The sequence below is a fragment of the Fibrobacter intestinalis genome (assembly GCF_900167415.1).
GTDB classification, from domain to species: domain Bacteria; phylum Fibrobacterota; class Fibrobacteria; order Fibrobacterales; family Fibrobacteraceae; genus Hallerella; species Hallerella intestinalis.
This window is the reverse complement of sequence record NZ_FUWU01000012.1, coordinates 19,119-44,100: the sequence shown is the minus strand read 5'-3', so window position 1 is coordinate 44,100 and position 24,982 is coordinate 19,119. Positions and strand designations below refer to the sequence as shown.

General features: G+C 45.9%; 20 protein-coding genes and 2 tRNA genes. 2 read left to right on the top strand and 20 right to left on the bottom strand.

Annotation, left to right across the window (positions count from 1 at the left end; translation table 11 throughout):
* Both B5D40_RS04820 and B5D40_RS04815 read right to left on the bottom strand, forming a co-directional pair.
* Entirely contained in the window at window positions 1-681 is a 681-nt protein-coding gene (locus B5D40_RS04820) for a ubiquinone/menaquinone biosynthesis methyltransferase (RefSeq protein ID WP_078775986.1), read from the bottom strand.
* A 212-nt stretch (window positions 682-893) separates the two neighbouring features.
* On the bottom strand, window positions 894-3,359 hold the full coding sequence (locus tag B5D40_RS04815) for a CotH kinase family protein (protein ID WP_095849551.1): 2,466 nt from the start codon (window positions 3,357-3,359) through the stop codon (window positions 894-896).
* A gap of 134 nt (window positions 3,360-3,493) precedes the next feature.
* Here B5D40_RS04815 and B5D40_RS04810 point away from each other — a divergent pair.
* Window positions 3,494-3,566: transfer RNA gene (locus tag B5D40_RS04810), tRNA-Phe, on the top strand.
* Between the two features lie 39 nt (window positions 3,567-3,605).
* A tRNA-Ser gene (locus tag B5D40_RS04805) sits at window positions 3,606-3,686 on the top strand.
* Here B5D40_RS04805 and B5D40_RS04800 read toward each other — a convergent pair.
* The 18 genes from B5D40_RS04800 to B5D40_RS04715 all read right to left on the bottom strand — a co-directional run bounded on the left by B5D40_RS04800 (window position 3,687) and on the right by B5D40_RS04715 (window position 24,982).
* A complete protein-coding gene (locus tag B5D40_RS04800; protein ID WP_078775985.1) occupies window positions 3,687-4,397 on the bottom strand; it encodes a ComF family protein in 711 nt (236 codons plus the stop codon).
* Window positions 4,398-4,584: 187 nt separating this feature from the next.
* Window positions 4,585-5,856 carry a rod shape-determining protein RodA gene (rodA, locus tag B5D40_RS04795; RefSeq protein WP_078775984.1) on the bottom strand — a complete coding sequence of 424 codons (1,272 nt, stop codon included), beginning with the start codon at window positions 5,854-5,856 and terminating at the stop codon, window positions 4,585-4,587.
* Window positions 5,853-7,712, bottom strand: coding sequence for a penicillin-binding protein 2 (mrdA, locus tag B5D40_RS04790; protein WP_078775983.1), 1,860 nt, complete (start codon window positions 7,710-7,712; stop codon window positions 5,853-5,855). Before mrdA ends, rodA begins: the two co-directional genes overlap by 4 nt.
* Window positions 7,705-8,196: a rod shape-determining protein MreD gene (gene mreD / locus B5D40_RS04785; protein ID WP_073304991.1), complete on the bottom strand. Its 492-nt coding sequence runs from the start codon at window positions 8,194-8,196 to the stop codon at window positions 7,705-7,707. The genes mrdA and mreD overlap by 8 nt, the downstream gene beginning before the upstream one ends.
* Window positions 8,180-9,016, bottom strand: a complete 837-nt coding sequence (gene mreC / locus B5D40_RS04780; RefSeq protein ID WP_073304993.1) for a rod shape-determining protein MreC — start codon at window positions 9,014-9,016, stop codon at window positions 8,180-8,182. Before mreC ends, mreD begins: the two co-directional genes overlap by 17 nt.
* A 17-nt stretch (window positions 9,017-9,033) precedes the next feature.
* Window positions 9,034-10,056: a rod shape-determining protein gene (gene mreB / locus B5D40_RS04775; protein ID WP_073304995.1), complete on the bottom strand. Its 1,023-nt coding sequence runs from the start codon at window positions 10,054-10,056 to the stop codon at window positions 9,034-9,036.
* Window positions 10,057-10,112: 56 nt separating this feature from the next.
* Window positions 10,113-10,481 carry a hypothetical protein gene (locus B5D40_RS04770; RefSeq protein ID WP_073304997.1) on the bottom strand — a complete coding sequence of 123 codons (369 nt, stop codon included), beginning with the start codon at window positions 10,479-10,481 and terminating at the stop codon, window positions 10,113-10,115.
* Between the two features lie 99 nt (window positions 10,482-10,580).
* Window positions 10,581-11,867 carry a hypothetical protein gene (locus tag B5D40_RS04765; protein ID WP_073304999.1) on the bottom strand — a complete coding sequence of 429 codons (1,287 nt, stop codon included), beginning with the start codon at window positions 11,865-11,867 and terminating at the stop codon, window positions 10,581-10,583.
* A 279-nt stretch (window positions 11,868-12,146) separates the two neighbouring features.
* The gene (locus tag B5D40_RS04760; RefSeq protein WP_233134282.1) at window positions 12,147-13,088 is read right to left on the bottom strand and encodes an AgmX/PglI C-terminal domain-containing protein; all 942 of its coding nucleotides are present in this window, start codon (window positions 13,086-13,088) and stop codon (window positions 12,147-12,149) included.
* A gap of 1 nt (window position 13,089) precedes the next feature.
* Window positions 13,090-13,584: a biopolymer transporter ExbD gene (locus tag B5D40_RS04755; RefSeq protein ID WP_078775982.1), complete on the bottom strand. Its 495-nt coding sequence runs from the start codon at window positions 13,582-13,584 to the stop codon at window positions 13,090-13,092.
* A gap of 2 nt (window positions 13,585-13,586) precedes the next feature.
* Window positions 13,587-14,474 (bottom strand): ExbD/TolR family protein, encoded by an 888-nt coding sequence (locus tag B5D40_RS04750; RefSeq protein ID WP_078775981.1) that lies wholly within the window; start codon window positions 14,472-14,474, stop codon window positions 13,587-13,589.
* 37 nt (window positions 14,475-14,511) lie between these two features.
* Window positions 14,512-15,132, bottom strand: coding sequence for a MotA/TolQ/ExbB proton channel family protein (locus B5D40_RS04745; RefSeq protein ID WP_073305034.1), 621 nt, complete (start codon window positions 15,130-15,132; stop codon window positions 14,512-14,514).
* 166 nt (window positions 15,133-15,298) lie between these two features.
* Complete coding sequence (locus B5D40_RS04740) at window positions 15,299-19,048, bottom strand: tetratricopeptide repeat protein (RefSeq protein ID WP_078775980.1); 3,750 nt, start codon at window positions 19,046-19,048, stop codon at window positions 15,299-15,301.
* 75 nt (window positions 19,049-19,123) lie between these two features.
* On the bottom strand, window positions 19,124-21,367 hold the full coding sequence (locus B5D40_RS04735; protein ID WP_073305006.1) for a tetratricopeptide repeat protein: 2,244 nt from the start codon (window positions 21,365-21,367) through the stop codon (window positions 19,124-19,126).
* 15 nt (window positions 21,368-21,382) lie between these two features.
* The gene (locus tag B5D40_RS04730; RefSeq protein ID WP_233134283.1) at window positions 21,383-22,903 is read right to left on the bottom strand and encodes an OmpA family protein; all 1,521 of its coding nucleotides are present in this window, start codon (window positions 22,901-22,903) and stop codon (window positions 21,383-21,385) included.
* 195 nt (window positions 22,904-23,098) lie between these two features.
* A complete protein-coding gene (locus B5D40_RS04725; protein ID WP_073305009.1) occupies window positions 23,099-23,308 on the bottom strand; it encodes a hypothetical protein in 210 nt (69 codons plus the stop codon).
* Window positions 23,309-23,434: 126 nt separating this feature from the next.
* Window positions 23,435-24,235, bottom strand: a complete 801-nt coding sequence (locus B5D40_RS04720; RefSeq protein WP_078775978.1) for a 1,4-dihydroxy-6-naphtoate synthase — start codon at window positions 24,233-24,235, stop codon at window positions 23,435-23,437.
* Between the two features lie 90 nt (window positions 24,236-24,325).
* Window positions 24,326-24,982: a phosphorylase family protein gene (locus B5D40_RS04715; RefSeq protein WP_078775977.1), complete on the bottom strand. Its 657-nt coding sequence runs from the start codon at window positions 24,980-24,982 to the stop codon at window positions 24,326-24,328.

The following is a 24,982-nucleotide window of genomic DNA, read 5'->3' as shown; positions in this document are numbered from 1 at the left end:
CTACACCTTTTGAAGTAAAATGCGAAATGCCACGCCCCAAAAGCAGGGCCTTATGGAGACGACGCGAAATCCTTTTGCTTCTGCTAAAGACGCAAAATCCGCCACGGGCAAAAAGCGCAAAACCGATTGAACAAGATATTCATAAGCGGAACGTTTCCCGCTAAAAATCGAGCCCAAAAGCGGAATGAAAAGCGGAGCAAGACATTTATAAAAGAACCTGTTGAAAAAATTTCGAGGAGAAAAAAATTCCAAGACCATGAGATAACCGCCAGAAGAAAGCACCCGAAAAGATTCCTCTAGACCGCCTGTCGCATCCGGCAAATTGCGCATTCCAAAACCATTCAAAATCACATCGAAAGAAGAGTCTAAAAAAGGCAACTGCATAGCATCGAGTTGAATTGGCTTTGCCGTCATTTTTTTCCCGCGAGAATATTCCAGCATCCCAAAAGAAAAATCGCCAAGAATCGCCAGCGAAGGCTTTCCAACAATTCGTTCAAATTCAACAGCAAAATCTCCCGTGCCACCGCACAAATCCAGTAGCCGCCCACCCGCTTCTCTTTTTTTGAGTTCCCGACAACACGCTTTGCGCCATAGAATATCTTGAAAGCAACTCAAAGTATGATTCAAAAAGTCGTAGCTTTTTGCTATCTCGTCAAACATTTTTCGCACAGGAGAAATCATAGTGCAAATGTAGAAAACAGAAAAAATCCGATTTCCCCAAAAAGTACAGCAAACCGAAAACATTTAACAGATTGTAAACATTTCAGCGGCGGCGAACACTCCTGAAAATTTCAATAAAAATACATTCCCTTTGGAGGCAAAAATTTCATTTTACAAAACGGCATCCGTTTATGCGTCACACCAAAAGTTCACCGCCGACACAGAATCACAAATTATTCAAAAACGGCGACAAAGCTGTCCCCATTTGCGGGTAAAACCAGACGCGGATTTTCCGTAGAGCCGTCTTCCCACTTCACGAATTTTCCCGTTCCAGAAGGTTTTGCCGTCAGCAGCATGGAATTTCCACCAAAGAACGTCCCAGTCCAACTTTTCAAATTCGGAAGCAGCATATCGTCAAGAGTCACGTAGCCGTTGCCCGAAGCCGCAATCGTCACTTCGATATTTTCCGACAATCCGAATTCTTCACGAAATTCTTTCTGCATCGTTGCGTCACGTTCCGCCGCCCATTCCTTCATACACGAACCGCTCTTGCTAAAGCCGCCGGCGCAGGAATTAGAATACCAGCGTTCGGTTTGCAAGAATGTCGCCATATCGCGAGACATTTGGTCGGCATCGATAGTCGCCACGATTTTTTCGATCGTACTCGTAATATTTTCCGCATTGACATTATTCTGGAAAAGCATGGCCGCACGATTGATAAACATCCGCTTAAAATCCGGGTTTTTGATCAACTGGACATAGAAAGTGTGAAAGCAAGAAGGCGACTTGCCACCATAGCATTTTCCAGAAGAATAGCCGCCCTGCTTAACCCAGTCAAACATATTTGTGGATTGATAAAATCCCGAAACGCTCCACGTCCAATCAAAACCATGATCCAAATCGTAAACCATAAATTTCCATTTGGTATTCGGACTTTTCCAAGCGCGTACGTTATTATTCGGCCAGTCTCCGTTGTGCATATATATTTCCGCAGCCATATAAGCCGCAAAATTTTCCACATCCATCAGCTGCTTCACGGTTTCGTAATTCGCATTCTTCTCGCCGCTAAAATCACTGTCGTAAACAAAATTCAGCAATGCTTCGTATTCTGCAGTCGTCCCGTTACTCGCTTCGATTTTTTTGTTGATATGCTTAATAATCGTCGCTTCCGAAGCGTCAATGCCGTAGTTCGTTTCTACATAATTCTTGTTGTAGCGTTCCCGCATATCGTGAATTCCCCAGTAAACGCCATCGTAAAAAACGATCACTTGGCGACTGCGCTGATAGTCCACTCCGGAACCTTCCAAAATAGCACCGCCCATCGCATCTTCTATATAATCGCTCACAAAACGGTTGCCATTGTTGCGCAGATTGAACGCTTTAAATTTGCTGTTTGTCGCTTTCCGCGTTTCAAATAGAGGATAACGGAGCCAGCCTTCCTGGTATTCTTCGCCCATTTTAATAGCTACAGATTTCTTCTTTTCCAAACGGCTGTAACCGCCCATCAAAGAAATCCCCGCATCGATTTCCCAATCCTTACCGGTGCTGCCACTTCCATTGGCAAAATATTCAACGTGAACAGGAAATTCCACATCTGCATAAAGGGTCGTATTGTTCGGATCCGCACTCGATGGACTCTGTCCATTGGTACTTCCCGCTTTCACATAAAGGTAATGTTTTTGGAAAAATTGAGAATCCACGCTAATCGAAACAACCGGCATATTTCGAATTTCTTCGTTGATAAAATAAGAGTTCGTCACAACTTTGTTCGTAATGAGGCCGTCTTTAAACGCCGCGCAACGCACAACCGTGTTGGCAGTCAATGTTTTCGGCGAGAGCATTTCTAAAGAAGCCGATGTAGGAATGGAGCCATCAAATGTACAGCGGACCGTCGATCCATCATCCGTTTTCGGCGGAGATACCACAACAGAATCCTTATAGAATCCCGCGTTTTGAGAAAAAGCAGGCAAGGCGACAAAGCCCGAAGCTCCCTGACTCGCCGAATTGTCGCTTTCCGGAGTCGGATTCTTAAAGTAGAGCCAACCGCTCGAAGTTTTTCCCCAGCTAATTCCCGCTTCCAGCTTCGGGTAACTCGCCGAATCCGCAATTCCACAATCCGACTGGATTAAATAAATGTTTCCTCCTTCATCTTCTAGCTTCCAGTTCGTATGCAACCGATAATGCGCCAGTTCAGAATCCTCCCCTTCAATCAAAGTGGCGACATCTCTTTTCGAAGCAAAAATAATGCGAAAACCTTTGGGCGGAATCGTGTCGGATCCGATAACCCATTTTCTCGGACGAATCGTGTTTTCCACCAAAGCATAACCATCTAAAGCCACCGGCTGATCGCTGGAATTATGCAATTCCACCCAACCCGGATCTTTGCCCAAATCGTCATACCAATCCAGATTCCCCGGCATAATTTCATTGATGGATATTTTAGAATTGCCAACCCAGGTCGCCAGACAAAGTTGCTCGCTACTGGAACTTGACTGCAAAGAAGATGAAGATATCAGTCCCCCCGAACTAGACGAGTCCGTAACGACGCTGCCCGAAGAGGCAAATTCCCCGCTAGAAGAAAGTTCTCCTGATGGATTGTCCAAGGATTGGTCATCATCAACCAAGCTGGCATCGTCCGAACAAGCAATCAGGAATGCTGCAAAAATTGCCCAAATAGCGTAAATAGATAGCTTCATCATATCTCCAAAACGCACCAACACAATCCCTTAGCTCAAATTTATACGAAAGCTTCCCCATTTACACTAAAATTTTGGTTTACAACAAAAAGCCCTTGACAACTTTTCCGTTTAAGACTAAATTTGGGGCAAGAAATGGCTCTGTAGCTCAGTTGGTAGAGCAGAGGACTGAAAATCCTCGTGTCACTGGTTCAAATCCTGTCGGAGCCACTTTTTAAAAGCCCTAGTTTTCTGGGGCTTTTAATTTTCGGAGGAATAGGCTAATTGGTAAGTCAGCGGTCTTGAAAACCGCCGCCGTCAGGCTTGGGGGTTCGAGTCCCTCTTCCTCCGCTAAAAATTCCACTCCATGGCGGAATCTGCGGCAAAATCGGCTTTCGCCGTAGTGCTTTCTTCGTTCATCAGCGTGCAAACCTTGGCGAATCCCGCCAAATTTTTCTTTTCCAGCGCATAGAGGCACGCCGACGTGGTCGCTCCCGTTGTAAAAACATCATCTACGATGACAGGGATATGGAAATTTGGAAATCGGCAACGCCTGTTCCAAACAAATGCTCCCGCTACATTATCCGCTCGTCCCGACTTGGATAGTTTAGTTTGCGAAACCCGAAAAGTTTTTCGTTCTAAAGCCGGCACGACAACGCCTCCAACACAAGCAGCCAACGCCTGCGCCAATTTTTCTGCCTGATTATAGCCGCGCTCCCGCATTCTGGCGGGATGAAGCGGTACCGGAATAAACGCCAAACGCCGTCCCCATTCCCGAAATATCTCCCGAGACTCCGTTTCCGAAAATGCCATTTCAACCAAATAACGGGCCAATCCCGACATATTCCCGTATTTTAATCCGTGTACCAGTTCTTTTGTCAAAGGTGTCATCGCATACAGGCAAAAGACATCCGGCCTAGGGCGGCGAGGCGCTTGCGCAAGGCGAATCAACTCCTTTTGGCAATCCGGACAAAGCCACGGGTCTAAAGGCAATCCGCTCCGGTGGCAAGCCATGCAGCCATTCCCAAATATAAAAGAGGCAAAATCATTTTTTAATTTCATAAAATTCTCCATTCATAAGCACGGGGTTTCCCCTGTACTACAGAGAATAACGTTTCCACTCAGAAAAAAAGGAAAAAAATCCGCTTTTTTCGCAAAGGCCGCTTAATGACTTAAGCGGTGAAATCGAACCATGGCAGAAATGGAAACGGCGCGATAATCTCCACCGATTTTTGAATATGGATAGAGCCTAATTGTAATTGCTTTCCAGCTGGCTACCCTGATAACGCATATTGACCAGAATTCCCACCAGCATCATGCACATCCACATAAACGAGCCCCCGTAAGAAAGAAACGGCAAAGGAAGACCTGTCACCGGCATCAATCCCAACGTCATCGAAATATTCACCGTCATATGGAAAAAGAAAATGGTGCAAGCTCCAGAAACGACATGATTGACAAACGGATCTAAATGCAAACGGCAGATGGCAATCGCTCGCCACAGAAACAAGAAATAGAGAGCGAGAACCACCATACATCCCACAAAGCCGAACTGCTCCCCCAAAACGCTGAAAATAAAATCCGTGTGTTCTTCGGGCAAAAAGGCCAGATTGGTCTGCGAACCTTCGCCGAATCCCTTACCAAAAATTCCTCCGCTGCCTATCGCCACTTCCGATTGGATAACCTGATAACCGGCACCTCGCGGGTCGCGCATCGGATCCACAAATGTCATTACCCGTTCCCGCTGGTGATGTTCCAAGGAATTCCAAGCCATCGTACTGGCGTAACCGCAAACAATATTGAGCAAAAGAATGAAAATCACAAATTTTTTGGGCATCTTGCGGAAAAACAAAAGCAAAAAGACGGCGCACAAAAGAACTCCCCATAAAATTTGCGAATAAGGGATGTGCGGATACGATAAAATGACCGACGCCACCGGACTCAATAGCAGGCACAAGTCCAATAACGAAACTCCTGCCCAATAAAACCCAACAATCGTCACGGCTGTAAAAACCAAAGCCGTACTTAAGTCGGGTTGCTTCAACACCAATGCGAATGGAACCAGGAATATCAACCCAGGAACAACGAAAGTTTTCGGCTGCAAAACATCCACATGGTGAGTCGAAAGCCATTTGGACATGGCCAAAAGGAACGTAATCTTGGCAAATTCAGACGGCTGAATTTTAACGAAGCCCAAATCAATCCAGCGACCGGCTCCCTTCGCCGCATCGCCTCCACCCAAAGCGACAAATGCTAGAGCAAGAACCGTTAAAAACAACAAGGGATAAGCTAAACGCTGCCAATAGTCAATCCGAACACACGCCAAAGCCGCAGCCAGCAAGCAACCACAAACAAAATAAACAATTTGACGAAACCATCGAGAAGCATACCAAACCGTTTCCGCATTCGCCGTCGCCGAATAGACAAGAAGTATTCCGATGCTAGTCAGTATAAAAACCAGCGTCAAAAAGAGCCAGTCGATTTTCATCTTGTTGTTTAGAAAACGTCCGGAGCCCCTCATTTTTTTACCTCCGTCGAATCTTTTCCATGAACCTTTGCAAAATAGGCTTCCATCACCTTGCGACAAATGGGAGCGGACTTTGCACCCCCGCCGCCCTGAGCTTCTTGAATAACGGCGACCGCTATTTCGGGATCATAGAGCGGTGCTACGGCAACAAACCAAGCGTGCGTCTTTTCGCCCTTTTTCCATTCGCCGGAACCGGACTTGCCCCCGACCCGAATGCCGGGAATCGCCGCCCGTTTGCCCGTTCCTCCCGGATGATTCACCACGGAATCCATTCCTGCCAAAAGGGTCTTATGGGTAAAATCGTTCATATTCCCTTCAAAGATTTTTTCAGGAATATATCGGCCAACCAGCTTTCCATCGACATCGCGAAGTTCCTTCATCAGATGAGGCCGAAAAACGCCTTTCCCCGTTGCAATAGAACCCGCCAGCACTGCTTCCTGAAGCGGCGTCACCAGTTGCCCTTGGCCTATCGCCAAATTCAAAATCAGCCCTTTCGCCCAACGCCAACCATTCCGTTGATTTCGCTGATTAAACGACACCGAATCGGGAAGCCAACCTTGTTTTTCGCCGGGAATATCAATGCCCAACTGATGCCCCAATCCAAAACGATATCCAAATTCATTGATTCGTTCCATTCCCAACATCAATCCCAGCTGATAAAAATACACGTCGCAAGAAAGGCGCAGCGCATTCACTAAATCCAAATTGCCGTGAGCACCCCAACACTTTTGATATCGAGAACCAAAAGTAAAACCGCCCGTGCAGGATTTTTGCAAATGGGTAACACCCGTTACCAATCGATTTTCCAAGCCCGCCCCGGACGTCACCAATTTAAAAACAGACGCTGGAGGATAGACGCCTGCAATCGCCCGGTTCATCAATGGACGAGTCGAATCCAATGCGACTTTTGCCCAACCCTTGTTGCGCTCCCGACGTTTTAGGGAAAAGATATTCGGATCCAGCCTAGGCGAAGAAACCATCGCCAAAATTTCCCCATTCCGAGGATCCAAAGCGACAATTGCCCCCCGCACGGAATCCGGCATTGCTTCTTCCGCCGCTTTTTGGATATCCAAATCGATTGTCGTGACCATTCCATATCCAGGAACAGAAGGAACGTTCTGCATTCCCTCTATGTTTCTCACATGGCGTCCGTACGCATCCACTTCCACAAATTTAACGCCGTCCTCTCCGCGAAATTCGCCGTCGTATTGTTTTTCAAGCCCTTTCTGTCCAACGCGATCTCCCGAAGAATAGCCAGCAAATTCCGGCAATTCCAATTGTTCATCCGAAATTTCCCCCGTATAGCCCAATAAATGCGCAGCCAAAGAGCCATAGGGATAAGAGCGCCGCGATTCCACAACTGTCGTCACACCGGGGAATTCACCGGAGCGTTCCTGAACAATCGAAACCTGTTCCTCCGAAGCGTCTTCTAAAATCCGAAGCGTTCCATGGGATTTCCACGCACTTCGTTGAAACATCGTATCCACTACCGCCGAATCAAAAAGATTTTCACCCTGCGAATCTTTCAAGTGAATCAAACGTTTAAATAAAGAATCCTTTTGGCTTTGCGGCATTTTGCGAATTTCTGCAGGCAAGACCACAATTTGGTAAGAGGGTCTATTTCCGACCAAAAGCGTTCCATTCCTGTCATAAATCAGTCCGCGTTCAGCTTTTAACACCACACGACGCAAGCGATTTTCATCTGCACTTTGGAGATTCTGTTCGTAGCGAACCGATTGCAAATAAAAAAGCCGGATCGAAAGGCAAAAGAAAACCAAAGCGACCAGAGCCATAAAAACAAAAGTTTTTACATTGCGATTTTGCAATTCGGTCAGCGTTCTTTTAGACATTACGACGGGTTGCTCGGTCAATGCGGTTCAGCAATAAAAAGCAAAAAACACCAAATACCATTGTGTAAAGGCATTCCGGAAGCGTATTCGTCAAAAAGAAAGTCAGCACTTTTTCCTGTTCAATTCCCACAATGCAGTAAAAAATCAAATCGTTTAACATAAAAGCAAGCCCCAGCAAAGTCACCTTAGTAACTAGATTCAAGCGTAGAAACCTCTCTTCCAATTGTCCCACAGCAAATCCTACGCAGGTAAAAGCGATTGTCTGAGCACCCAGCCAATCTACCGAAGAAAATACATCCGCAGAAAATCCCGCAAAAAATCCCCACAGCATACCCGCAACAGGTCCTCTCGACAACGCCATCACAACGATAAAAATCAAAATAAAATCCGGTTCCTGCCCGCTAATACCTATCCAAGAAGCAACCGTCGTCTGCAAAACAACCGCCAAAATAAAGCACACGAAATGCTTAATGAACGTTAGCACTCTTCAACATCTCCTGTACAATCCAGTCCGGTTTTTTCTGCATAATAAAAACTTCTTCCAGACGAGTAAATTTTTGGAACGGTTCGACTTCGATATTCGTCACCACGTCAATATCGCCTTTTTCCAAAGACCGCACAACACCGATTCCAATTCCCTTCGGATAAATGCCGCCAAGTCCCGAAGTCACCAACGTGTCACCTTCCCGCACTCCGGTATAAGACGGAACAAACGCTTGCAAATAATTTGCCGATCCTCCGTTCAAAAATCCGACAACACGAGTTCTCTGCACCAGAATAGAAACATGCAACGAAGGGTCTGGCAACAGCTGAACTTTGGCATGGTTTTTCGATACTGCAGAAACACGACCCACAAGCCCTTGCGTCGTAAATACAGGCAAGTCCAATTCAATCCCCTGATCCGTCCCTCGATTGACGACAAAAGTTGTCAAAAAGCGTCCCGGATTTTGCCCAATAACCCGAGCAGTGACAATCGGATAATCCCACACATTGTCAAAATGAACGAGCACCCGCAGTCGGTTGGCCTCCTCCAAACCTTCACGCAAATTGTCCCTTTCCATCTTCAGTTTCGCGTTTTCACGCTTCAAACAATCATTTTCATAAGAGACCGAATGAATCCGGTTCACCGAAGAAACGACCAGCTGTGCCGGATAATAAAGGGAAGATAGCGCACCTGCCACAAGCGTTTCTTTTCCATCTTTTTCCAAATGGCGGATTCCAAAACCGACCAAAAGCAGAATGAAGAAAAGAACTAATCCGTGTCCCTTGATTAAGACACTTCCTAACAAGTGGAACAGCTGCATTTTCTAAAGCAATTCCCTTACACGGTGGAGGCAATCAAAACAGGACGGTACTTGTCCAAATCTTCCAGAATGCGAGCAGCGCCTTTGCACACACAAAGCAGTGGATCGTCGATCACATTTACCGAAAGGCCCGTTTCTTTGCTAATACGAGCATCCAGTCCACGCAATTTGGAGCCCCCGCCAGACATGATAATTCCGCAATCCAAAATGTCCGCAGAAAGAGCCGGAGGCGTCGAAGCCAAAGCCTGCTTCACCGCATCTACTATCGCCGTAACCGGTTCATTCAATGCTTCGCGAATTTCCTGACTTGTAATCGTCATCGTCCGCGGAAGATCAGCCATCACATCGCGGCCTTTTACGTCCATCGTCAATTCTTCTTCCAAAGGAGATGCCGAGCCGATTTGCCATTTTATCTGTTCTGCAGTATTTTCATCTACAGCCAAATTGTAAGTCTTGCGCAAATAGTTCACCACGGCTTCGTCCATTTCGTCGCCGCCCACACGCACCGATGCGTTGCAAGCGATTCCATTCAGCGCGATCACCGCAATATCCGACGTTCCGCCACCAATATCCACAATCATATTGCCGACAGGACCATCTACCGGAATTCCCATGCCGATTGCCGCTGCCATCGGTTCATGAACCAAGTGCACTTCCTTAGCTCCAGCCATACGAGCGGCATCGATCACGGCTCGCTTTTCCACTTCCGTAATTCCCGAAGGAACGCCGATGACGACCCGGGGTTTTACCAAAAAGAGCGGATATTTCTGAACCCGCTTGATGAATGTAGAAAGCAGGATTTCCACCAACTGAAAGTCTGCAATTACGCCGTCTTTCATCGGACGAATGGCTGCCAAGTTGCCGGGTGTGCGTCCAAGCATTTTTTTCGCTTCGCCACCGATTACCGTCACGCGGTCATTTTTGCGGTCCATCGCCACGACCGTGGGTTCGTTGATGACAATTCCCTGTCCCGCAACATGAACCAGGGTGTTTGCCGTACCAAGATCAACGCCAATATCACAAGAAAAGAGTCCGAACAAAGTAAAGTTCCTTCTAAATTTTATTTAAAATATAAAAACAAAATGACGCCCTATTTTCATTTTTCATCGGTATCATTTCCAAAATGCCACACTTTCAAATACCGATCCCACTGCAAATAGTGGTTGTCATAACGATATTTTCGCTGTTCATACATTTTAATATCCCGATAGATATAAAAATCAACATTGGCATAAGCTGAATACATTTTAGAATGGGCTTCATCAAAAAATTTCAGTTCCCGAATTTTATAATAGGGGGAATCCAGCAAAGCACTTTTGTCTTGGCTAGCCTTTAATGTCTGAGCAACCATAAACTTCAAGTCGTCCTGTAAATAGGTGGACAATTTTTCTTCGATATTTTCCCGTGGTTCAGCACAAGCCGCCAAAAGCAAAAAAGCAAACGATAAAAATATGGGTAAACGCATATTTCAAATATAAAAAAGACGGGTGAGTAAAACTCAACCGTCTTTTACTGCAGGGATTTGAAAGCAAAAGATTCCGAAAAAAACAAGCTCCCTACAAAATCAGAAGGAATATGTGGCATCCAAACGAGAGAACCAACGGCCTTCTCCTTGGAACGGATTACGGAACAAGAAGTCCTCTGCAATTGTCACGTCAATTTTCAGCTTTTCTTCGATATTGATTCCAAAACCCCAGCCGACGTGGTCATCCATTTTACCGTTACCCACCGGGTTTGTCGAGAAAAAGGTGCCGTCTTCCGTGCAAATGCCAGACCGTCCCTGATTACGCGAATCCTGATCGCATTCCGTGTAAAGAATCGCCTTTTGCCCACCGACACGAATGACGAACCAGTCAAACCAGATATTGCGTTCAATACCAAAACTGACAATTCCTCCAATGTCCTTCCGTTCGTCCCAATATCCGTTTTCATCCTGAGCATCATAAGTCGTCAGGCCGTTATCGTAGTCCACAATCCAATCACGGGCTTTCTTCTTATTCCAGACGAAATCACCGCCTAACCAGAAAAATCCCCGATCTAAACCGACATTGATCCCAAGGCCGACCTGGGCATGAGTATCCTTCATCCCCGGAGCCTTAATAAAATGAGCATTCATTGCAGGCACAATCTCGCCGTCGATTTTGTCCAAAGCAAAAAACGCACGAGAATTTACCAAATACGAGAAGTCTCCGTCATCAAAGAAATTTTTATGCTCCGGTCCATACTGAACTCGTGCAAGGCCTCCAGACAATTCAAAATCAATCGTGTTGGAAAGCTGGAGATTTATACCGGCATCCGCCCGAATAATGGAAGCATAGGCATTCTGATCAACCTGATATTCCCCACTTTTCGTTTCGTCTCCGCCATCCTGATGTGCTATGTAAATGTGCAAGCCCATCGCATTGCCATTCGAAAGAGTTCCGCCCAAAAAGCCATCAAAATTTGTTACCGTATTAGGAACTTTATGTTTGTTGCCATTTTCATCGATATAGTAATCCGGCAAAAATCCGAAAAGAGTCGCATCCTTACGTCCAAAAAGACCGCCGATAGAAATCCGGGGATCAGGTGAATCGCCGCTGCCCAAACTGAGCGAAAAAATTCCTCCAAAAGTAGGATTCTGCGGATCCTTGTTCGTCCCCGTTTCCACATCATCCAGATACGGTCCAAAACCGCCAATCAAATAGTTCGGATACAAATTGATATTTGCCGGATTATCAAAAATACTGACGTCATCCATAATATACGTCGTATTCTTGCCCATAGATTCCACACGGGCAAAAGTCGCAAAAGCCGACCCCACGCCAAAGATACCAACAGTTAGACCTAAAGCCGCAGCTGTTTTCAATTTCATTGTCAACTCCTATTTTTTCATAAAACTAATTCATGTTTTATAAATTCGCAAGCAAAAATAAACAAAAAGTCCTTTGTTCAAAAGTCCCTTGGATTCCAACAGCGTATAATGCCTGACTTTTTCAAAACAAATCCTAAATTTTCTTCCCTCAGATCACCTCTACTATTTTAAAACTCCGTCCAAAACAAAAATTGAAGAAGCTCCGTCAAAATTTGGGAGCATAAAAAAAATGAGCCGAAAGCGATGCTTCCAGCTCATTCAGTTCCATCTGTTCTAGAATTATTCCGAGAACGTAAACGGAATCGTTACCGTCGTATTTCCCGACTTGACCTTGCTAAAGGTCCAGCGCTTTACCGTATTCTTCACCGCATTGTCGAATTCGGCAAAGCCTGTCGACGAAGAGGCTACAGAGATACTGATAATGTCGCCGCCCGGAGCAATCGTGAAACGGAGAGTCACCTTGCCCGAGAAACCCGGCTGTTTTTTCAAGTACTTGTTGTAGATGTGACGAAGACCCGGCGTACGCTGACGGACAACTTTCATAATATCCGCCGCAGAACGAGAGCCACCACCAGCGCCCATGTCAATATCACGAGCCGACGGCGTCTTGATATTGCCCTTGGCACGTGTAGCAATGCCACCGCCGCCACCGCCGAGAAGTCCACCGAGGCCATCTCCGATACCACCGGAACCGCCTTCAGCGTACCCTTCGTTAAATCCACCGTCAGCCTTGCCGCGACGACCGCCAAGAACGGTTTTACCCGTAGTCTGGAGACCCGCGACATCCTTCAGCACCTTATTGATATCCTTAGAGAACTTTTGGTCTCTCATCAAATCATAAGCTGCATAATTGGATTTTGTCGTCTGAGCCGTCAGGAGCTTCAAAACACCACGGGTTTGAGGAGCATTGGGCTGTCCCTTTCCACGAGGTTTTCCGCCACCGCCGGCCTTCTTACGAGGCTTTTTCGGTTCTTCTTTCTTCTTCTCTTCCTTCTTCTCTTCCTTCTTGTCTTCAATCTTCATGGTTGTCGTCAATTCTTCCGCACCGGTTTCTTCGAAAATGACGTCGTCCACGACAGCTTCATACATGGAAGCCCAAAGGGAGAACGAAATTGCAACAATGAAAGAAATAACCGCGACACCAGCGAAACGCTTGTCGGATTCCGGCATCAAGGACGCTACAAAAGGATCTTGAACCTTCTTCTTTGTCATCTTTGCCATATTATTCCTCTCCACCGTTCTTCATCATCACAGCAAAGGAGATATTCGTGTAGCCCGAAAAACCACACGTCGCCATCACTTTGTACATCACATCATAAGGGATGTTTTTGTCGATCTGGATAATGATGTTTCCCGCTTCGTCCGCCGGAAGCCCAGCTTTCAAAGCATGTTCACGTTCAGTCTCGCGCCGTTCCTTCAGCACAGAGTCCACCTTGGTAATCAAGAGGTCTTCTTGAGCCATGACATCAGGCGTAGGGATAATTTTCTGATTATCCACCACCACATAGCCAGCATCGACCACTACAGAAAGCGAAACTTCTTTCGGTTGCACTTTCGAAGTAGAAATCGGCAGGATAAGGTTTTCCGCCTGAGTAATCAACTGACCTTCAGCATCCATGTTCTTGATAAGGAACACCAGAATGATGGTCATCATATCCATCATCGAAGTCAGGGAGAACGGAACGTCCTCGCTATATTTACGCATTCTACGAGCCATTATCAGCCTCCCAACTTTGCAAGGTTAACCTTGACAAAACCAGCGGATTTTGCGCGGTCCATCAGGGCGATAATCTTATCAAATTGGACATCGTCATTCGCAACGATAATGATGTTGTCCACATCTTCCAGATCGATAAAGGCCGTATGAATAGCAATCAGCTGCTTTGCGATTTCATCATACGCCGAGAGCGGATAGATAATCAACTTCGCAGCATCTTCAGGTTTCAGCTTGCGTGCGGAGTTCTGAGCCAGGGTAGCAACACCAGCACCCGCACCCGGTTTTTTAAGAGCCGGAGGAGGAGTCAATCCACCCTCGCCTTCACCAACGATAGCGAGGAAGTTGTTGTTGCCATCTACAAGCACGCTATCCGGCTGCGCTTCTTCCTGAGAAGTATAAACACCCCACATCAGACGACCAACATCTTCTTCGGATGTTTTCTCAATCATATCCAATTCGATTCTTTCGATCAAATAGGTGTACTTTTCTTTATCCATTTCAGTTCCGTCTTTGCATTTAGGCGCAGAGCCGGAATTGACAAGGGTTTTTACATCCTCGGCGGCATACTTGACGAGCTGTCCATCGGATTTGCAACGGAAAACCCAAAATTCCTTAAAATAGACATTGGGTTGAAAACCGCCGCGCGCACCGATAACGAGATACTCATTCGTAATGGCCAAGGACAGATTCAATGCTTGCTCATCCGGAGGTGGAGGAGTCTGGTCATCCATCTGCATCATACTGCGTTCAGGCAAATTGACTTCTACAACAGCCAACTTCTGGAACGATGTCATGGAGAGCAGCATCGGAATCAGAATAGTAAACAAGCCCATCGCCGGAAGCAAATCCGGTTCTTCAGGCTTTCCAGGTTTCTTGAATTCTTTTGCCATTTTATCTCCTATCTAAATAATTGTCTTTTATCAACAATTACGACAGGGCGTTAATGATCTTGAGACCTTTTTCTTCCATTTCCTGAATCAGACGTTCGCTGTTCATATTCAGGATGCCAACAAGAACGAGCAGCGGAACAGCGCAGATAAGGCCGAGGAGAGTCGTTCCCATAGCGATAGCAATACCATCAGCAAGAGCCTTCGGACGTTCAGCAGCCGGTTTGTTAGCCACAGCATCGAACGTAAAGATCAGACCGTAAATCGTACCCATCAGTCCAAGAAGAGTGGAGATAGAAGCCATCACGGAAATAACCGAAATATAACGAGTAAGACGAGGAGCTTCGGTAAGGAAGACTGCATCAGAAGCATTCTGCATCGCTTCACGACCTGCATCACGATTGCTGACGATAGCGGCGACAACCTTCGCAATGGGGAGCTTAGAACGATTCGCCAAATCAAAGGCCTGTTCGTATTGCTTGGCACTGATGAGCTGACCAAACTGATTCAAGAACTTGGCACGCCCCTTAGCGCTCTTCACGACGATATAAATAAAACGTTCAACCGAGAAGCCGAGACCAATCAGACCGACCACCAGGATGATCCACATGAACTGCCAACCATCAGAAGACGGGTTGAAGGATTCAAGCATTTTAGACATTAGAATACTCCTTTTATACGAGTGATTTGTTGTTTTGTTTCCTGTAAAGGCATATTTATTTTTTTTTTTGCTCTTTGGGAAGTTTTTGAGCTGTAAAATTTTCATTACCCCAAAAAACAAACAGAAAATCCCGCGTTCGCGGGATTTTCCTTGTTCAAAAGAGATTTTATGGAGCTACTGGAGCAGCGGGAGCCGCTGATGGCGGCGGAGCAAGCCGAGCCTGGAGTTCTTTGAGTTCTGCACGCAGCTTTTCATTTTCAGCCTGAGCATCCTTCAAAATTTCCTGATACGTAGCCAGCTGTTCCTGCTGAGTCATGACCTTGGAAGAACGAACCTGTTCCAAGCGAGCCTTTGTCTTAAAGTAGCTCGGGTCTTGGAACAACTTCGAAGCATCAAATTTGGTGATCTTGATCTGAAGAGCTTCGTTCTGATCGTCTAATTCACGAAGGAGGTCATACAGCTTTTGAGTCCATTGGTTGTCAATGCCATAATGTTCCGAAGCGCGGATGCCTGTAGCACAACGGGGAACCGCAGCTTCGCGAGCCGCATTCGACCGGCTTTCCAATTCTTCGCGATAAGCCTGCAAATCTTCGCCTGCAGCCATTTCAGCGTCTTCTTTGGTCATGCCTTCATATTCCACATATTGCGTAACTATTTCCACGCTATCCGGCAGCGGCGACTTGGCAAAAGCGTCTCCAACTTCGACAAACACGGCGCAGCCCTGGTAATACATTTCGATATAACCTTCTTCTGCAGCAATGACGTCGGCGTTATAGAAGCCCTGATCGCGCGCCAAATCGATATTCTTCTGGAAAATCGGCTGCGCTTGATCATAATAACCCGGCAACTGCTGAACAATGCCAATTCGTTCGGCAAACTGTTCTTCATCTGTTTTTCCGTTCAGTTCCTGTTCACGAATCTTGGCCGCCATAGTCACAAAAAGGAAGCCAATCTTGTTCGTCGCACGGAAAGTCCACTGTTCCGAAGCATAAGTCGCCGATTTCGAGTAATGACTGACCGCATTCTTCAAAATCTCCGTCAACTGCTTGACCGCAGCGTCCTTTTGTTTCTGTTTGCCAGAAACCTGAACGTTGTCCATCTTGGCAAATTCCATTTCGCCCAGATAGAAAGCCGCTTCCGCCGGCACTCCCGGATCCGCATTCTTAATTTGCAGACCATACTTGTCATAAGCTTCAATCGTCTTCTTATAATAAACGGCAGCATTCTTATCGTCCTTCAATTCACGATAAGCGCGAGCGGTTCCAATATAAGCGGCAATCAGCTTTTCCTTATCCGTCGTATAAGTCTTGGCAAAGAAAATATAAGCTTCCACGGCTTCGTTCCAACGCTTGGCGTTCTGATAAGCGATAGGAATGCTAAAGGCCGCATCGAGAGCGTAGGAACTCTTCGGATAATCGCGAACGAGATCCTTCGAACAGCGAATAGCTTCTTCAGGAAGTTTTGCTTCATCGTAAGTCAAGCAAGCGCTATAAAGCATTCCCGGAGTTTTTTCGTGATTGGGATATTTCTTATAAGCGATTTCATAGGTCTGCGCAGCCATCTTCTTATTCGGAATCGAATCATAAGTCGTAGCGGCAAATCCAATCGCCGCAAAGGCCATCGAATCTTTTTCAAAATTATTCGTAATGAAAAGGAATGTCTGTGCAGCTTGTTCTGGCTTACCTGCTTTCTTGTAAGCCAAAGCAGCACGAAGGATACCCTTAATGGTGAGCGGCGAGGAACCGTAATTCATCGGAAGCATCATAAAGGTCTGGGCGGCCTTGTCGTAATTATTGGCCTTTTCATAAGCAGTAGCCGCTTCAAACACAGCCTTGTCTGCAAAAGCTTCTTTGGGATAGTGCTTAACCAGATCCAAATAAGCGGCAGCGCCCTGTTCAAATTGTCCGGCTTTCACCGCACGATCCGCTTTCTGGAAAAGGACTGCGGCAATCGAAGTGCGGATAATCTTTGCCATCGAATCGTTGCGAGTCGCCTTGACTTCGGTGTACTGCTTCAACAGCCATTCAAATTCCTTTTGGGACTCATCCAGCTGATCCGATTCCAAAAGCGATTGCGCCAGCATACGGCTGATAAGAAGAATGTATTGATTGTTCGGATAATTCGTTTTCAGATTGCGGAAATCAACGACAGCCTGCTTGTATTGTTTAGCTTGATAACGAACGATTGCGGCGTTATAGGCCAATTCAACCGCTTCTTTCTGTGAAGCAAACTTGGCCATATACTTATCAACCTGAGCGAAATACGCTTTGGTTTCCGGAAGCTCGTAAGCCTTAACCGGATCGTCCTGAACTTTAGTCTGCTGCGCGGTAACACGAGCCTTGTCCATCATCAAGACGGCATTATAGCCTGCGTCTTCCTTCTTGTAGGGAGCAGCAGAACCCAAAGCCCGACGACCATAGCGATTTGTATCCGCGTCCACAATTTTGTTAAACATTTCGGCGGCTTTGGCAAACTGATCCATTTCCTGATAAACAAGAGCCAAATTCGCATACACTTTATATTCATCCCAAGAAGGTTCGTTCTTGTATTGGTTCAAGAAATCATTATATCCCTTGATAGCAACCGCATAACGTTTTTTAGCTGCCTCTGTATCGCCTTCTTTCATCAATTTTGCAGCTTGAGAATGATCATACTGCGGAATATCAAGCATTGCAGCACGAATAGCTTTTTCCGCATTTTCCACAGACTTAGGATACTGCTTGTTCTTTTTAAACCAAGAAGAATTCTTGCTATAACGCTTCACGACAAGTTTACGTTGTTCCTGGGCTTCGTCGAATTTTTGCTGAATGATGAGAATTTCAACCATTGCAACATCGGCGAGCGGGGCATCAACATAATCCGGATTGATGTCCAACAAATATTTGAAAGACTGCACCGCTTCTTCGTTACGGTCATGATCCTTATTCTTCATACCGATACGATAATAGAGCGAGTCTTTAAATTTCACATTTTTGTCTTTCAAAAATTTTGCGGCGACACGAACACCATCATCGATATCCGAGAAAGAAGCGGCCATAAAGTCCATCGCTTCCAAGCGCAAATCGTTCGGGTATTTACCCGCATCGGAACCAACAATGTATGTGTAATACGTTTTTGCGGCAATTTCATATTCAGCGATATTGTAATAGGATTCAGCCAAATGGTACATGGCCAGCGCGGCTTCTTTACCCGTCAAATTTTCAAAACCAGTCACACGCTTATAAGCATCGATAGCATCGCGGAATTTTCTGTTCATGAAATGGTATTCCGCAATACGTAACCACGTTTTCGGCACAAGCCCATTATCCGGGAACTCCTTCACTAAACGCATCCGCAGCTTATAAGCCTTTTCTTCTTCGCCGCTTGCTTCATACACAAAAGAAGCCTGATACATCACGTTTGGAGTTCTAGTCTCTTTCGGATACTTATCAATATACTCCAAGAAATAACCCAAGGACTTGGAGTGATCCACTTTCGGTCCCGAACCTAAATTTTTACACTTAGCCGGTTCGTTGTCGCGGTCTTCGCACCAAGCAACATCTTCTTCATACTGAACCATTTTATCGACCTGGTATTTTTCTTCCAGGCGATACTGGTAGTTGCCTAATTGCTGAAGGGCACTCGCGCAACGAGAACTTTGCTTTCCTTTGCAGCGATCCACTTGCGTACGCCACTGTTTAATAGCGGCCTGCATTTCATTTTCGTCCATGCCTCCAGAACGGCAAGCTTGCTGCGCTTTTGTCTTCAACAAGTTGTAAGAACTAGCACACTGCTTGTATTCGGACGAGCCTTTTTTCATTGCTTTGCACTTGGCAAGCATATTTTTAGCTTCATTCGTTTTGTCTTTGCACGGATCCGCAAAGGATACGCCAGCGCAAACAAACACGGATAAAGCGATCAAAAAGAGTTTTTTCATTGAATATCCTACCTATCGGCTTTTAAAATAAGGATAGACCCAAGTTATTATACCAGGCCTATCCCATAAGTTGATTTATTCCAATTCTTCCAATTCTTCCAACTGCTGAAGTTCTTGAGAATTTGTCGATCCAGATCCCCCGCTTTCGGCTTTCTTGGTCTTCACCGTCGCCAACGTGAATCCGGCGTCTTCCAAAACTCGCTTACGGTTCGATTCAAAACGATCGCTCTGTTGAGAACGCTGCATAAATTTCGCGTAATCGTCAATCGCCTGATTCGCTTTGTCAAAGTCTGGACGGAGCTGATCGCGTTTCATCTGAACACGAGGAGTCGGGAGCTGACGGGAAAGATCCAAAGCTTTTGCTTGTACACTGTCAAAATGCGCTTCGTTATCTTCATAAACTTTGCGGGCACTATCGCGAGCAGCCATAGAAACCACGGGCTGTTCTGTCAATTTTTCCGCATTGCTCAAAGACTTTTCAGCCCGATCAAAATCCTTCTTCATGTAGTAGCAATAGCCTTCAACAAGATACGCTTCGGACAGGAGGAAGGAATCCGGCATATTCTTGATGATCCACTGAGCAAATTTAATCGCTTCATCCGGTTTATTCACCTTCAAGAAAGACCATCCCAGAGCCAACATCGCTTCATCGTAAACAGGAGAACCCGGTTTTACCTGACCATAAAGCCCAGCCGCTTCTGGAATGTTGGGATTGTCACCCGAGAAATAGATATGTCCCAGTTTGACCTTGGCCGCATCCTGCAAATCCATTTCGGATTGGTTGGAAGCCGGCTGATCGATAATGTCACGGAAGCAGTTTTCGGCTTCATCCCATTTGCCCATACGGCTGTTGGCAATGCCCATAGTATAACGCGCATAGAAATAGTTAGCGTTACCCGGAAGAATCGCAGAAAGAAGGTCGATGGATTCTTGATAAAGCCCTTGTTCAAACTTAATCTGGCCAGCGATATAGTCCGCATCCGCTTTCACATCGCTTTCGCTGAAATGTTGAACAATATACTGGTACTTCACCATTGCATCGTTGAATTTGCCTTCCTTATAATCGATATTCATCAACTGGAAATGATACTTGGCGCGTTGGTCACTCTGCGGATAACGCTTGATGGCATCTTCATAAACCGCTTTGGCAGCTTTGTGCATACGCATATTTTCAAAGGACTTGCCTTTATAGAAAGCAGCTTGGTCCACCAAATGGAATGCCGGATACTTCGTCTGAACCTTGCCAAAAGCATAAGCCGCTTCCAGGAATTGACGGTTCAAATATAAACGCATGGCAGCACGATAATCGTTTTCCGGTTCGATTTTCAAACGACGATAACGATCTTCACCGATGTTTTCTTCACGCGTATTGCCAAAACGAGAAGTCAGCTTTACAGCCCAGATGAAGCCACGGTTTTTCTTTTCAACAATATCGTCGTGCGACATTTCCAAATCCAGAGCCAGATAGCGGAAAATCGTGACGTCTTTGACATTGACTGTAGCACCAAGAACCGGATAGCCTTCCTTTGTAAAGCGAAGACGAACACCCAAATGAGTACTCAGATAATACGTCAAGGTAAAGCTCGTTTCCAAACTTGTTCCGTCTCCACCTTCAGAGCTTTCATGCAGGACGTCAATCACGGAAAATTCCGCTTTGGCTTCCAGCATCCGGTTAAAGCCGCGATAGAACAGGGTAAAGTTCAAGTTGCTCGGAACCTTGTAAGATTCATCGGCTCCCATGAATACAAAATGATAAGAGGAATTGTCCGCTTCCGTACTAATAGCCGGAGCTACAGCGTTCTGGAAAGCAACACCAACAGTCAGACTACCAAAACGGGAGTTGGAAATCGGATTCCAACTGATACCCACATCAGCACCCAAAGTCAATTGCTTATTCGCATCGAACTGGTTGATCTGAAGGATAGAGAGGTCAACGCCCAAAGCCAAGCAATGCATCAGACGATAAGCGTAACCAATCATATAGGCGTTTTCCACATAGGAATAGCCGCCATCCACATCGGCACCGTTTTCAAAGAATGAAATGCCTAATGTATGATCATAGCCGAACGGAATCGTAATCGAACCGTATTCCTGAGAAGCTTCGCCACTTATCGTGCTGAAAAAGCCGATAGAAAGTTCTATTTGATCTGTTTCAGCGATTCCTGCGGGGTTCACATACATCGAAGTATTGTTGCTGCCAAATTCGCCGAACCAGTCGTTCTGCTGATACTTATGGGGGGCGTACGAGGGAGAAGCAAACGCTGCACTCGTGCAGATAAGCCCAATAGCTGTTGTCTTGATGAAGCTAAAGCGTGTCATCGTCTAACTTTCTCCTTACTTAATGTCCGTGCGAGTGAATTCAATGCGACGATTCTGGGCACGGCCTTCCGGCGTTTTGTTGGAAGCTTTCGGCTGTGTATCGCCGGCACCACGGGTCACCATACGATTTTCGGCAATTCCGTTTTCCACGAAGAACGTCTTCACCGCTTCAGCACGTTCCGCAGAAAGCTTCTTGTTCTTTTCTGCACTACCGACATTATCGGTGTGGCCCACGATTTCAAAGGAAATTTCCGGGAAAGCTTCCATAATGTCTATAACCTTACGGAGGGAAACTTCAGAATCCTTTGTGATGACAGCCTTGCCAGATTCAAAATTAACACCTTCAAGAATGAATACTTTCTTCGGCGGAACGGGAACTTCATCCGGGCAGCCATCTTCATCCTTATAACCATTTAAGGATTCCGCATTATCCGGGCAAGCATCTGCACCCTTACAGGTGTGAGCATACTTATCCAGCAGACCGCCAGCTTCTACCCACGGATCGCAAATGCCATCACGATCATTATCCGGGTCGGGGCAGCCATCATCATCTTGGAAGCCATCCACATCTTCAGCGTCTTCCGGGCATTGGTCAATGCCGGCACAAACCGCCGAATACTTATCCAAAACATTTTCTTCCGAAACCCATGGATCACACATTCCGTCACCATCGGTATCCGGATTGCGCGTTTCATTGACTTCTTCTTCCTTTTCAGGGAGAACGTCATGAGCAAGCAAACCGATATCCAGTTTGCCCTTGCCACGTTTCAACATCGGAGATTTGGAATTGCAGTAAAAATTCGGTTTGCCGAGCGAAGGATTAACGAATTTCGGATCCAGCGAAACATTCGTCCGGTTTACCTTAATAAAGCGATTGAACGGGTAGTAGTTCTTATAGATGTTATTGTATTCAATCTTTGTCTGACCCGCAGCAGGATCGGCAAAGACACCATAATAATGGTTTTCCATGAAAATGTTGTTCCGGGCAACAAGATTTGTCGGTCCCTTGAGGGTAAGTCCCGAATAACCATTCCGCAAAACAACGTTCTGTTCCACATAAGCGTCCAGCGACTTTGCGCCCCAAGCAAGAATGCCGGACCAGCGGTTGCCGTACACGACATTGTTGCGCAAATTAGGGAGAGAAATGAACGCGGCGATGCCAGTCGCCTTGTTGTCCATGACATAGCAATGATGGATATAGGGAGCCGCATTTTCGCAGAGAATGCCTTCTATACCATTCCGAATGGTAAAGTGCGACATTTCCGCTCCAGACGTTCCCATTACGGTAGGCCCACGACGCCCGCCATCAATAATCGTCGTCAAAGGGTCTTCACCCTTAAGAACAACGCCCATGATCAGGGTAATGTTTTCGTTGTACGTTCCGCGCTTGACAAAAATGGTATCGCCAGCGTCTGCGTTGCCCAGAGCGTCTGCGATCTTTACGTAATCGCCCGGCACGTTAATAGCCTTTGCCGAAGCGTATCCCGCGAAGAGCATAGTCCCGGCAAGAACTACGAATACTTTCTTTAGGGTCATACTGCTAGATTTCTCCAATCATAAAACATAATTTCTACACATCCATTCGGACCGGATACAAGGGGAACCACTCTCTGTGTACCAAATCACAACGTGGAATATACCTTCAAAAATGGCTTTAGTCAAATAGTTTTAATGATAAATCTTTGAAAAAAAACATTTTTTTAGAGCATTTCACGCTTTTGTTTCCAAAAATTAGGATGCGTCTCCTTCTTCTTCCGGTTTCTTTCCGTCCGATTCCTTCTTCACTCCTTGAATAGAAACACGAAGATCCTGACAGGTACGTTTGATATTCTGCAGAACCTTACGGGCGCGTGTTCCCGCGGATTTATTGCCTTTGATGAACTTTTCGTACTCGTGCTTCAACGCCACAAGCTCCTGTTCTAGTTGCTGAACCAAATCCATAAGAAACTCCCTTAAATAGATTTCTCTCGAAAATAAATAAAGTTTTGGTCAAAATTTCGGTTCAATGTAAATTTTTCAAAAAAAAGATTTTTTTTACGCCCTCCCTTTTCGTTTGTTTATTTCTTTTTACACAGTAAGATGTTTCATTAAGTAATCGAGAGATCTTTCTCCATCCGAGCCTATGTCGCGGGTAAATTCCGTAACAAACATACGAATATGCTTTTCTATTACTGAATTGTCCGCGATTTGCGCCTTTTTGCGGATAAAATCCGAAACAAGATTCGGACGTTTCCAGGCAAAATCCAAGCTCCGGCGAATTTCGTTTTCAACCGCCAGAATCCCAGGCGATTCTAGATTTTTTTTGGCTACCGTACAACCCAACGGAATCGGAGAACGGGTTTCTGCTTCCCAAAAAGCACCCAAATCCACCAGCGATTTTAAATCATCCTGTTCCCAAGTGAATCGTTTTTCGTGAATAACCACCCCTTGAAAACATTGGCCAGAAAGAAGCTTTTGATATATTTCATCAAAAAAAGCATAAGAAACAATAGGCCGTCGGCCACCTTGCGTCGTCGCGAACCAAAAGAAAAATAAAGCGGCTGCTGTCGTATTTTTTCCAGGAAGAAAAGTTTTGCTTGCCGGATCAAAAGAAGCGCTTTTCCGAGACGACAAAAGAAGCGGACCGCAACCATAGCCCATAGCCCCGCCGCAAGAAAGCAAGCGATAATTCGATTGAATCTGCGGAAGAACCCCGCAGCTGACTTTCGCCACGTCGAGATTTCCAGCAAGAACCATTTCATTCAAAGTCTGGACGTCCGCAAAAGTGACTTCCCACGCGAATTCGGAATGAATAAGGCCTTGAACCAGAGCTTCATAAATAAAAGTATCATTTGGGCAAGTCGAAATTCCCAAGCGCAATTTTTGCATAAGGCAACCTCTAAAGACTATTTTGATAAAGAAAAATCCAATGAGATAGAGCGATGTGTCAATTTCTGAAAATAAGTTTTTGAGAGTTCATTAAAATTTCTCCACCATCGGATCGATAATTTGTTTCCGAACTTTTTGAAGAGACTGTTTGATATTCCAGCCAGAAACATCTCTGTCGCCAGCAAAATTGCTAATGGCTCGGACTTCAAAAACAGGAATTCCCAGCGCTTTAGCAATGGCAAATGCCGAAGCGCCTTCCATGGCTTCCACTTGGGCCTTGTAAAAGCGAGCACGAAATTCCAAAACTTGCTCGCAGGAAGTCATCGTATTGACCGAAACGCCCCGAACACCGGAGAGTTGGGCGATGGACGGAGGAGCCCATTTTGATGAAGTCGCTTTAAAACAATACGGGCGTTTGGAAAATGGAGAAAAGACACCGTCATTCCAATAGCCGACATCGCCAACACATTCTGCATCTACCCGAACGATTGTTCCCGATGAAAGCCCGCTGAACGGAAGAGCGCCAGCAATCCCGACAAGAATCGCCTTTGCGTATTGCCGAGAACCGAGTAGTTGCGTAAATCCCGAAGCAAAACCGACCAGCCCGACCCCGACACAAGCCGCCTCCAATGACGAACTCAAAACAAACGGCTTTTGGACACTATTTTCATACGGAACTTTTGGAAAGAGGACTTTCCATTCCACGGAAGAAGGAACCGCTAGCAGAGTCTTTCGGAGAGTCCGCAT